6 protein-coding genes are annotated in these 12,933 nt (G+C 40.3%); 4 read left to right on the forward strand and 2 right to left on the reverse strand.

What is annotated here, in order from left to right:
* Positions 1-762 precede the first annotated feature (762 nt).
* Together ASG14_RS18630 and ASG14_RS18635 are read right to left on the reverse strand one after the other, a co-directional pair.
* Positions 763-1,599: an MBL fold metallo-hydrolase gene (locus tag ASG14_RS18630; RefSeq protein ID WP_056872588.1), complete on the reverse strand. Its 837-nt coding sequence runs from the start codon at positions 1,597-1,599 to the stop codon at positions 763-765.
* Between the two features lie 57 nt (positions 1,600-1,656).
* Positions 1,657-2,676 (reverse strand): LacI family DNA-binding transcriptional regulator, encoded by a 1,020-nt coding sequence (locus tag ASG14_RS18635; RefSeq protein WP_056872589.1) that lies wholly within the window; start codon positions 2,674-2,676, stop codon positions 1,657-1,659.
* A gap of 475 nt (positions 2,677-3,151) precedes the next feature.
* On the opposite strand from ASG14_RS18635, the gene ASG14_RS18645 reads away from it, so the two are divergent.
* Genes ASG14_RS18645 through ASG14_RS18660 form a run of 4 tightly spaced genes read left to right on the forward strand, consistent with a single transcriptional unit; the run spans position 3,152 to position 12,911 of the window.
* Entirely contained in the window at positions 3,152-6,325 is a 3,174-nt protein-coding gene (locus ASG14_RS18645) for a TonB-dependent receptor (protein WP_056872591.1), read from the forward strand.
* Positions 6,326-6,329: 4 nt separating this feature from the next.
* Complete coding sequence (locus ASG14_RS18650; protein WP_056872614.1) at positions 6,330-8,042, forward strand: RagB/SusD family nutrient uptake outer membrane protein; 1,713 nt, start codon at positions 6,330-6,332, stop codon at positions 8,040-8,042.
* A gap of 37 nt (positions 8,043-8,079) precedes the next feature.
* Positions 8,080-11,178 carry a TonB-dependent receptor gene (locus ASG14_RS18655; protein WP_056872592.1) on the forward strand — a complete coding sequence of 1,033 codons (3,099 nt, stop codon included), beginning with the start codon at positions 8,080-8,082 and terminating at the stop codon, positions 11,176-11,178.
* 11 nt (positions 11,179-11,189) lie between these two features.
* Positions 11,190-12,911: a RagB/SusD family nutrient uptake outer membrane protein gene (locus tag ASG14_RS18660; RefSeq protein WP_056872593.1), complete on the forward strand. Its 1,722-nt coding sequence runs from the start codon at positions 11,190-11,192 to the stop codon at positions 12,909-12,911.
* The last annotated feature ends 22 nt before the right edge of the window (positions 12,912-12,933 follow it).

The following is a 12,933-nucleotide window of genomic DNA, read 5'->3' on the forward strand; positions in this document are numbered from 1 at the left end:
TAAATCTAAAAAATGTGAAATTTATACACAAATATTTAAATTACAAGTGGCAGACTTGATAATGAGTGATTTGAGGTTTTAAAGACGCTACAATTACTCTGCAATAATTTCTGAATAAAATTTTATTGGGTAAATTTTGTAAATCCGGTACTATTTTGAGATTGTCAATCATGATTGAGAGTAGTTGACTTAAATTATTTCACTGGCAGTCTTGTTAATTACTACCACTGCATTTGTTTAATAGGGTTTGATGTTAATTTTGCGTATTAATTCGTACAATTCAAATATAGCAAAAAGCTATTTATATTATCGTATAAAATATGTTATAGTCGTGCCGACTGTAAATTTAATTCATTTCAGATGTATCTTTTAGCATATTAAACGTTTTTGCACAACCGAAATCAAGCACAAAAGAACTTAAACTTTTTTAAAGCTTAATACCTAAGTTGATGTGATAAGTGCGTATTTATGCTGCAATTCCTAAACGGCCAGTTTTACCAGTATTGAAAAAAAAATGAAACAGGTTTGGAAAAGACAAAGGGGCTTAAATCCATAAGCCCCAATAAACCAAACAAACTATTTATGAAGTTTTAATATAACCATCAAGCAATTAATTTGTTTTAAAAAAAAGAGATTAAAATTAATTAATCTCTTTTAGTGTTAATTTAAATCGTCCCGTTGATTTATTCCTAACGAAACAAACCTCTCTAAATAATTGCGTTAAAACAATACCAAGTATTTGGTATTTTCAGCTTGCAACTTTTAAAATAAATTAAGTTGTGCAGGTTGATGCAGAAGCGGGTTGAAATTGTAAGTTTCGGCTGAAAGCTGTTCAGCACTGACGTAATGAAGCGGGCTTTCCTCGTATCGTGAGGCGACACTAACAAAAGTTTTACCTGCAACCGCTTTAAATAAATTCTCAACCAAAACTGGGTCGTTGTTGTCTTTAGATAAGTGGCTCAGTAAAAGATGACTCATAAATTCAGGTTTATGTGCCTGAAAAAGTGCCAAAGCCTCCTTATTTGATAAATGGCCTCTTCCGCTAGTTATCCTGCGTTTCAAATGATAAGGATAGCTACCATTTTGAAGCATTTCTGTATCGTAATTTGCTTCTAGAAATGCGGCATGGCACCGTTTAAACTGTGTAACCAAGCGCTCGCAAACTGTGCCGATATCTGTAAAAACGCCAACACATACATTACTAAAATCAACTGTGAAACTATAAGGATCTGCCGCATCGTGAAATTTGGAAAATGCAGAAACCTTTAAGCCACCAATGGAAATGGTATCTAAATGCTTGAAAGAAAAAGTGTTCGATTCGTTTAAAAGCAACCGGCTGCTCTTTAGCGTATTAGCTGAGATGTAAACTGGAAGGCTATATTTTTTCGATAACACTGCGAGGCCTTTAATGTGGTCGCTATGCTCATGAGAAATAAAAATTGCCTTTATTTTGCTTATTGATAAGCCGAGTCTTAAAAGTCTTTTTTCGACTTCTTTACAGGAAATGCCGACATCGATTAATACCGCTTCATTGCTGTTTCCAACATAGTAGCAGTTGCCGTTACTGCCAGAATTAATTGATGTAAAATATAATGCCATTTCTCATCGCAAATTTAATGCTATTTAAATGTTATGGCAAAAATAGATTTTAACATTTTAATCCTCATGAACAACAAGTTTACAATCCACCATTATCTTTTGGTAATTATCCAGGTCGATTTCTTTATTGATTAACTTAAGTAACAGGCTTATTGCGTTTTCACCAACTGATTCTGGGTTTTCTTCTATAGAGGCAACAGGTGGCGAATCGAGATAGCTGATAAAAGAGTTGTTTCCGAAACCAACACATTCAATCTCGTTAATGTTTGGATGTTTAATGTTTCGAAGGTATTTAATGGCATCAAAAAGAATAGGTTCTTTAAAGGCTACAATTGCCGTGGGGTTATTTGCAGGGTTTGCAAACAGATTTTTTATAGCTGAAATTGTATTTTCCTTATCGAAATCTGTGTACGCGACTAAATCCGCATCAAACGAAAGGCCATTATCTTTAAGGGCGTTGATATAGCCATTAAACCGATCGTGCGTAAAGTTGATCATTTTTGGGCCACCGATGTAGGCAATCTTTTTATGCCCTCTATCTATTAAAAACTTTGTGGCCTGGTAGCAACCTTGAAAGGTATTGCCTAAAACCTTATGGCAATTTAGGTTAAAGCTAGGGTTACGCGTATAGTAAACCACCGGGATGCCAAGGTTTTCAAATTGATCCAAATGTGAAAAATCCTGAGTGTTTTTCGAAATTGCAACGATAAGGCCGTCAACGCGACTTCTTAAAAGCATGTTAGCCGATTGAATCTCTTTCTGCAAATCATCGTGCGATTGGCTGATGATGATATTGTACCCGTTTTGAGTGGCAAACTGTTCCACACCGTAAATACTTCTCGTAAAAAAGTGATCGAGCAGATTTGGCAATATCACCCCAATAATTCTTGATTTCCGTTCCTTTAGGTTTATAGCCGATTTATTAGGGGTAAAATGTAAATCGCGGGCCATTTCCTGTACACGCTTCTTCGTATACTCGTTAATGGTTGGGTAATTATTTAAGGCCTTTGATACTGTTGATACTGACATCTTTAACTTTTCAGCTAAGAACTTAAGCGTAACAGGGGTATTATTCATCTTCTTTTCCAATCTCAATGCATAGATAAGAAAAAAAAAGCAAATTATTTCAAACGTTTGAAATCTATTAGAACCGAATTATATGCGTTTTTGGGTATTTAGAAACGCTTTTATGATTCAAGCTTTTATAAATTCGTTATCGCTATCAATAACTAACCAAGTAAACAAGATGAAATTAATCCATATCAACTCAGTCCCAAAAGCTGTCGCTTATCAATTACCAAATTCTAGAGCAACCGAAAGGCCGGTTTTGCATCCAAAATGTTACGATTTTAAGGCAAATTAATCCAACCATTCGGCGATTGGAGCTTGTAAAAACGAAAGCTTTCTTTTCATTTTAAACCAAAGCCAAAAGTAATTTAAAATTAGGTTTCTAATATTTTGACTGACGGTTTCAGACCCTCAGCATGATTATGGCCATGCCCAAACTATGCCTAAAAATTTTTACCAGATAGATTAAATAACAACAATAATTATGGATAAACTTTACTTTCTGAAAAGGATTTTATTAGTCGCACCGTTCTCAGGAACGCAGCGGTCAAAAATTCTGTGTGTATTGCTTTTTCTAACCACATTTTCGGTTTCCGCCTTTGGGCAGTCGCTGATTTCTGGGGTAGTAAAAGACAATAAAGGGGTTACCATGCCCGGTGTTAGCGTTCGCGTAAAAGGCACGCCTGGCGGAGTAGTAACAGACAACGACGGCAAGTTCGCCATCCGGGCGAATGAAAATGCGGTGCTTACCTTCGTTTACATTGGCTTTGTAACTAAAGAAGTTTCAGTAAACGGCAAAACAACCTTAACTGTCGTTTTGGAAGATGACTCTCAGGGCCTTGACGAGGTTGTCGTTGTAGGCTATGGTGCTCAGAAAAAATCGACCCTAACAGGTGCAATTGCACAAATAAGTACCGAGGAGATTATGAAATCGCCTACGCCTAACCCAACCAATAGCTTAATTGGGCGTTTGCCTGGTTTGCTGGCCGTGCAAACCAGCGGACAACCGGGCGCTGATGGTGCACAACTTAAAGTTAGGGGCGTGGCAACTTATGGCGTTAACAACTCGGCCATTGTTGTGGTGGATGGAGTAGAAAGGCCCAGCTTTTCTGATGTAGATGCCAATGAAATTGAAACCATTACGGTGCTGAAAGATGCCGCATCTACGGCCATTTACGGTATCCGCGGCGCAAATGGTATCATCGTGGTTACCACTAAACAAGGTAAAATTGGTGCGCCTAAAGTAACTTATACCGGAAACTTTGCCTTGCAAACTTATACAGGTTTAGCTGTGGGCTTGCCATCATTAGAAAACGCCACGTTATTAAATCAATCCTATATTAACGATGGTAAAACCCCTTATTTTTCTGATGCTGACATCCAAAAATTCAGAGATAAATCAGACCCGATTGGTTTTCCAGATGTGCAATGGTTTGATTACCTGACTAAAAAATATTACACTCAAACCCAGCACAACATCAACATTAACGGCGGAACAAAAGTTGCGAAATACTTCGTTTCTGCAGGTTATGCATTTCAGGATGGTATCTTCAAAAAGTTCGAATCGCCATATGGCATCAATACCGTTCCAAATTATAACCGGTACAATTTCCGTTCGAATGTGGATTTAACGCTTAATAAAGATTTTACCGTAGGCATTAAACTCGGCGGCAGATTTGCCGACCGTTATCAGCCTGCAGGTTTAAGATCATCGTCTGCGTTTTCTTACGATACTATCGAAGGTATGATTTCCCGGATCCTTCAGGTTCCTTCTTATGCGTACCCGGTAACTTTGCCCGATGGACGAATAACGGCCAACCCAAATATCGGAACAAACATCTGGAATCCTTATGCGGTGTTAACCAGATTTGGAACCCGTAATGATGAGAATAATACCATTGAAAGTACATTCAACTTAAATTACAAGCTTGATTTTATTACCAAAGGCCTGGGTTTCAAAACTGTTTTCGGTTACGATTCTTATTATTCAAATATTGAAAGAAGAAACGCGAACTGGGCTGCCTACGTTTATAATCCGGCAACCGGCCAGGCGACTTTATCAACAGATACAAGAAACCGTGATGAGCCTTTAGGCGCTGTGCAAGATGGCGGTGTTACCGAAGGCAGCACAAACATGAACCTTCAGGCTGGTTTTGATTATAACCGCAGTTTTGGAAAACATGGTGTAAGCGCATTATTGTTGGGTACCAGGCAATTAATAAAATCGACCGGTACAACTGCCTTTACAGCGCCACCAAGAGCTTCGCAAGGTGTTGCCAGTCGCGTGACTTATAACTACGATGAGCGTTATTTTGCTGAATTTAACGCTTCTTATAATGGTTCAGAAAATTTTGCTGAAGGTTTGCGTTATGGTTTTTTCCCTGCTGTATCTGCTGGCTGGACTTTAACTAATGAACCATTCTGGAAAAAGAATAATATTTTAACGTACCTTAAAATCAGGGGTAGCTACGGCCTTGTTGGTAACGACAGGATTTCAAACGATCGTTTCCTGTTTTTAACCAATTACTCTACAAACCCGGTAAACAGCGCTCAGGCAGCTCCTTTTGGTAATCCAAACTCAATTACAAGTTATCCCACTTTGTGGATAAGCGACCCGCAATTTTTTGGTGCGTCAATTAATGCTTTGGGTAATCAAGCCGTAACCTGGGAAACTGGCACAAAACGCAATATCGGCTTCGAAGCCCGTTTGCTAAAAGATAACTTTAAGGTAACGGTCGACTTTTTTGATGAAACCAGACGAGACATTCTAACGACACCACTTAGTGGCCTTGCTTTATTTGGCCACAGTTATCCAAACCTGAATAGGGGAATTGTTTATAATAAAGGCTACGAGGTAGAACTGGATTATCAAAAGCAAATCGGAAGCGTTACGGTGGGGCTGAACGCACAGCTTAGCTATGCAAAAAATAAGATTATTGAAAACGATGAGCCGGATGGTTTGCCTTTTTCTGTTGCAAGGAAGGGTACGAGTGTTGGGCAGTATTTCGGATACAAAACAGACGGATTTTTTCAATCGGCTGCCGATATTGCTGCTTCGCCCAAATTGCAGGGCTATAATCCAATTCCAGGCGATTTAAAGTTTAAAGATTTAGATGGTGATGGTGTAATAACCAGCTTAGACCAAGACAAAATCGGCTACACAAACACGCCGGAGTATGTATATAGCTTTAGTCCGAGGATTATTTATAAAGGCTTTACGCTTTCGGCATTATTTCAGGGAGTTGCGCACGTAAGCTCGAATGTAATTCTTAATGAGCAGAACAATGGTCAGCAGATGTACGACTTTATGCTTAATGCATGGACTCCGGCAAACGCTGCAAATGCTGACTGGCCTGCTTTACACGCAAGGGGAACAGCATCGCTTAATTATGCTTTAAATGATTTCACCCTTCAAAACTCTGCTTATCTGAAAATAAGAAATGTTGAGTTTGCGTGGAATTTTCCAAAACAATGGTCTTCTGCACTAAAACTGGCAAACATAAGGCTGTTTTTACAGGGTCAAAACCTTTACACCTGGACTAAATATAAGTTCTACGTAGACCCTGAAAATGTGAATACCATTAATACGGCCTTTCCATTACAGGCGCTTTACCCAACATCAAGGGTTTATAATATTGGTTTAAATGTTCAATTCTAATAAGATGAAAAACTACAAAATATTTACGGCAATAGCTTTTTTACTGTTGTTCTCCGCTTCCTGCAAGAAAGACTATCTGGAACGTACACCAGGCGTGGCGATTAGTGAGGATGAAATTTTCGCCGATCCGGCGCTGGCAGCAAGGTTTGCCGACAACGCGTACAACTATTTAATTACAAAATATGTTCGGTTTAACGATCACCGTGGTTGTACAGCACAGGCATCTGATGAAGCCGTTTCAGGTAACTCTGAAGGTTCGGTTACCTCATTAAACCGTGGTTTATACCATGATCATTCTAATGGCCCATCGCTGAATGATATCTACGGCGTTTGGAAGTTAATGTATGCAGGCATTGCCATTCACAACAAAATGCTTGCAAGAATTGGCGAAGTGCCGCCATCACCAAATGCATCGGTTCCAATTTTCGACCCGGTAAGGGTTGAAGGCGAGATGCGGTTTTTACGTGCCTTATCGTACTTCGAGCTTACAAAAAGGTTTGGCGGAGTGCCAATTATCGACAAGGTGTACGGCGTTAACGATGATATTAACCTGCCAAGGAAAACTTATGCAGAGGTAACACAATTTATCATCAACGATTTAAATATTGCAATTACTAAACTTGGTGATGATGCTGCATATGGCCTTTCTAACTATGGCAGACCAACAATTGGAGCTGCACAGGCACTAAAAGCAAGAGTTTTGCTTTATGCTGCAAGCCCGTTAAATAATCCATCAAACGATAAAACCAAATGGCAGGCTGCGGCAGATGCTGCGAAAGTTTTGATGGATGGAAGGTACGATTTGCAAAATACTTACGGCGATTTGTTGAACCTGCCTTCATCTCCGGAGTACATTATGATTCGCATTAAAGGCAATACGCCTCTATCGGGAGAAATGATGCAGGATTTTTCCATGTCGCCAGGTTCTGGTGGTGCTCAGGGGCAGATGAATCCAACTCAAAATCACGTAGATATGTATGAAATGGCTAACGGTAAAGCCATTACCGATCCAACCTCGGGTTACAATCCACAAAAACCTTATGAAAACAGAGAGCCTCGCTTTTACGATAATATAATCTACAACGATCGCCCTTGGCAGGGTGGTAAAATAGAAATGTGGTCTACTGTTGATGCACAAGGCAGAACACTTTACGGAAAGGATTACAACCCAACCATTACGTACACAGCAACCCGTTATTATTGCAAAAAATACTGGCCGGAAGTTTACAGAACTGTTGGCGGAAGTACAACTTTGCTTAATTACATTTATTTCCGCTACGCGGAAATGATGCTGAATTATGCTGAAGCGCAAAATGAAGCTGTTGGTCCAGACCAATCTGTTTATCAACAACTTATAAAAATCAGAACACGTGCAGGAATTTTGCCTGGAACCAACAATTTATACGGCTTAAAAGCTGGGATGACCCAGGATGAAATGCGTGCGGCCATCAGGCATGAACGGGCAATTGAACTTGCGTTTGAAGACCACCGCTGGTATGATATTATGCGCTGGAAAGCAGGTGCGCAAACAATTGCTGTTCCAATGAAAGGGATGGATGTTGTAAAAAATACCAACGGTTCATTTACTTATACGCCCTTTGTTTTAACCTCAACTTTTCAAAAGACATGGTCTGAAACTCAGAATCTTTATCCAATCCCGAGAGCGGAAATTTACAAGAGCAAGGGTGTTTTGTTACAAAATCCGGGGTGGGAATAGTTAGTTAATCAGTATAACGCTAAAAGATTTTTTCAATATGAAATTTATTAAATCAAAATATATTATTTGTCTGATGCTTGTTTTGGCAGGAATGCTGAGCGCATACGGACAAAAGCCCGACGAAGCGGTAACGGTAAAAGGACGCGTAGTTGATAAAGACAAGAAGCCTGTTCCGGGGGTTGCCATCACAATCCAGGAAGACAAAACAAATAAGTCGGTTTCTACAGATGCGTCGGGTAACTTTTCTATCGATGCCACCACCAGTGATGTTTTAGTATTTAAGTTTGTTGGTTTTGGAACTGTTCTTAAACCGGCTGCAGAAATAAACAATAACGATGTAATTTTAACCAGGAGCTTAATTGATGCCGGTGACGATGATAATGTTTACATTCCTTTTGGTGTTAGAAAAAGGAGGGAAGTAACCGCTACCATTAGCACCATTACTACAGAAAACCTGCCTCAAATTCCATCATCATCATTAACTAATGTTTTTACAGGCAGAATCCCTGGCCTGGCCGTTTATCCAAGTGGTTCTCAGCAACCGGGCTACGATGTTTCCAGCTTTCTGGTTCGCGGCCGTTCATCGTACAACAGTAACCAGGAGCCACTGATATTGGTTGATGGAATTGAAAGAGATTTTACGGCTATGGATTTGGGTGAAATTGAAAGTGTTAGCGTGTTGAAAGATGCTGCAACACTTGCGTGGTATGGTATGTACGGTGCAAATGGTGTAATTTATGTAAAAACCAAACGCGGTAGCGCAACAAGCACCAAAGTTACGTTCGATGCGCAGGCTGGTTTACAGGCACCTTTGCAAATTACCCAGCCGCTGGATGCTTATACCTATGCAAGTCTTTATAACGAAGCCTCGGTAAACAGTGGCGGTGCTGCGGTTTACAATCAGGCTGCCTTGCAGGCTTACCAGGATGGGTCGGACCCGATAAAGTACCCGAACAACAATTTTGTTAGAGATTTTACAAAGAAAGTTGCACCAACACAGCGCTATGTTGCATCGGTTACCGGTGGAAATGCTTTTATAAAGTACTACACTTTATTGAGTGCATACCAGCAAGGTGGTTTTTATAAAGGTGGCAATAACGAAGCTTACGATGCAAATACAGATTTTAACCGATATAATTTACGTACGAATATCGATTTGCATGTTAATAAAAATTTAGATGTTGCGCTTGATATTGGCGGTCGGATTACGAATTTAACATTCCCAAATGCAGGTACGGGTACGTTCCTAAATGCCGTTTATTCAACGCCTGCAAATGCTTTTCCGATTTTAAATCCTAATGGCTCTTATGGTGGAACTTCGATTTTCTCACAAAATAATCCTTTGGCAATGTTGCAGGCAAGGGGCGCCAGTACAGATTTAATGCGTAACATGTTGGCAACAATCAGTGCCCGCCAAAAAATGGATGGCATTTTAAAGGGCCTTTCGGCCGAAGTATTTTATGCTTATGATATTGCAGGTTTGTACCGTTCAGGTTTTTCTGAAACTTACTCTACTTCAGAGCTTGGCGCAAACGGCGTTTACACTACTTACGGTACTGCAACTAAAGTAAATTACCAGGGCAATGCTTTTTCTGGTAACGTAAAGAAGAGTGAATTTTGGGCGGGTTTGGATTACAACCGCACTTTTGGAAAACATGACATTAAGTTTTCTTCGCGGGTTTCGAGGGCTAATCTGGCTTCGTTCGGAAACCTGGATGTAAGACGCGAGGGTTGGTCTAACAGATTATCTTACGGTTTTATCCAGCGCTATTTTGTTGATCTAACCGCGGGTTACTCAGGTTCGGAAAACTTTGCACCCGGCCGCCGCTACGGTTTCTTTCCTGCAGCTTCAGCAGGATGGATTTTATCTGATGAAAACTTCATGAAAGGGACATCAAAATGGCTTGATTTATTAAAAATCCGTGGCTCTTATGGTATTGTGGGCAATGATGCAATTGGTTCAGCGAGGCGTTTTGCTTTCAACGATTTTTATAGCCGAAGCACCACTGGCTATACTTTCGGAACTGCATTTGCCGGCGTTGGCGGAACAGGACAACTCGCTTTGGCAAATCCATATTTAACATGGGAGAAGGCTTATAAAACGAGTATTGGTTTTGATGCCAGGATGTTAAAACAATCGCTTTCCATCAGCGCAGATTATTTTTACGAAGACAGGAAAAACCTGACAACAGGTTCTTTGTTACCCAGCACCCTGGGCCAGAGTTTAATCTTCGTTAATGAAGGCGAAGCAGAATACAGGGGTTTTGAAACAGGTGTAAATTACAATAAAAGACTTGGAGACGTAAATCTGAACCTTTTCGGAAACTTCACTTATAATGTTAGTAAGATTTTAGCAATCAACGAAGCTGCTAACCTGCCTGCTTATCAGAAATCGCTTGGTCACCCTATTTCGAGTGTTATAGCGCCGTCTGGTACAGCATCAACTAATCCAGGTTATATAAGCTCAATGCTTATATCTGATGGAATATTCCAGAATCAGGCACAGATAAACGCTTCGCCGGTACAGCAATTATCAAGGGAAGTTAAGCCGGGCGATATTAAATACGTGGATCAGAATGCCGATGGTGTGATTAACGATTTAGACCGCGTAAGAACAGATTTCAACTTTGTGCCTAAAGCTTACTTCGGTTTTGGCGCTTCTGTGGCTGTTAAAAATTTCGATTTAAACTTTTTATTTCAGGGAACAAGCGGTCGTTCAATCACCATTCAGCAATTGGTAAATGGGGGTACAGCCAACAACGGCTATCTAAATCAATTCAGTGTAGACAGGTGGACACCAGAAAATCCTAATGCTGCCTATCCACGTTTGCTGTTAACCGACCGTGGTAACAATACTGCAAACTCTGATTTTTGGATACGTTCCGGTGATTACATTCGGTTGAAAAATGTCGAACTGGGCTACTCTTTGTCGCCTTCATTTATCAAAAAATTGAAGATTTCCCAATTGCGTTTTTATGTAAGCGGTTTAAATCTTTTAACATTTGATAAGCTTGGCGATTTAAATATTGACCCTGAGCTTCCGGAATCCGGTTTTGCATCTACCATAGGTTCTATAAACAGTGCATCATATCCTTACATGAAAATTTATTCATTTGGATTGAACTTGAAATTTTAAAAGATAAGACAATGAAAAAAAATATATTTTATCTAATCATCGCTTTTTTAACCTTCCAGGTAACAGGATGTAAAAAAGACAGCTTTCTTCAAGATGGTTCTTTTAGTGGGGGAAACGACATTACCCAGGCGCAGCTTTGGGCAAATCCGGATTATGCCAGGAATTTTTTAAATAATGTTTACGCTGTTTTATCAGATCGATACAATGTAGATAACGCAGGCGCCTTGTTTGCTTCGGGAACGGATGAAGCCGTAAATTCCAATCAGAATTCTTCAATTTTGACCTTAACGAACGGTACATGGAGCGCAGCAAAACCTTTTGATGAGGTTTGGGCAGATATGTATGTTGGCATACGCAAGGCAAATATGTTCATGGAGAATATCGATGGTAGCGCCGTAATTCCATTGGATGAGGTTGTACCAGCCAACGTTGCTGCCAATCAAACTTATGCGGCCCAGGTAGAGCGTTTAAAAGGGCAGGCTTACTTTTTGCGGGCTTTTTTCCAGTTCGAACTTTTAAAACGATATGGCAGCTATGCAATCGTTACGCAAACATTAACGGTAAACGATAACCTTGATTTACCAAGAAATACTTTTCAGCAATGCGTAGATCAGATTTCTAAAGATTGCGAGGAAGCAATTGCAAGATTGCCATTGTCGCCAACAGAATGGAGAACTTCGGATAGGGGCAGGGCGACACAAACAGCTGCAATGGCATTAAAGGCGAGATTGCTACTGTACGCTGCAAGTCCGCAATACAATCCAGGCAATGATATAACGAAATGGCAGGCCGCGGCAGATGCAGCAAAAAGATTAATGGATACCGGAAAACACAGCATTTATACCTCATACCCAAACATCTGGTTGTGGAACAACGGTGCTTTTAACGCCGAAACAATTTTTGCAACATCAACATTAAATACAAATTCTATTGAAGTAAATAATGCCCCTATTAGCTACGATGCCGCAAACGGGCGTACAAACCCGACACAAGAATTAGTTGATGCATTTGAAGTGCGCTCTACCGGCCGGCTAATTACTGATGCCAATTCTGGTTACGCTGCAACAAATCCTTATGCAAATCGCGACCCTCGTTTAAATTTTTCAATCATGTACAATGGTTCAACGTTTAAAAATAAGACGGTTGATACCTATGTTGGTGGCAAGGATGGCTTGAACCTAAACATCAACGCCACAAAAACAGGTTACTATCTTCGTAAATATTTGAGCGAAACTGCTGCCTGGGGACCAACGACTACCAACGTTCGCAGGCCATGGATATTTTTCCGCTACGCAGAAGTGCTCTTAAACTATGCGGAAGCACTTAATGAAGTACAAGGTGCTGCGGCGCAAACCGAAATATTACGGGTTATTAATCTGATTCGGAACAGAACAGGTGTGCAGATGCCGCTTTTGCAAACTACGAACCCATCGGCTAATGGCTATGTTGCACCAACGCAGGCTGAGTTAAGAAAACGGATTAGGAATGAGCGTAGGGTAGAGTTGTGTTTTGAAGAACACCGTTTTTACGATGTTCGCCGTTGGAAAGAGGCCGAGACAACCTTTAACAAAGCGGTAACCGGAATGCGAATTGTACAAACTGCGCCCGCTACATTTACTTACACGCCTTTTACGGTAGAGAACAGGGTTTTCACTCCCAGAAACTATTTATATCCAATCTCGCAGAACGAATTAAACAGATCGCCAGCTTTAGGGCAAAACCCTGGCTACTAATGGTTTTGAAATAGAATAAATT

Source organism: Pedobacter sp. Leaf194, assembly GCF_001423945.1.
Taxonomy (GTDB): domain Bacteria; phylum Bacteroidota; class Bacteroidia; order Sphingobacteriales; family Sphingobacteriaceae; genus Pedobacter.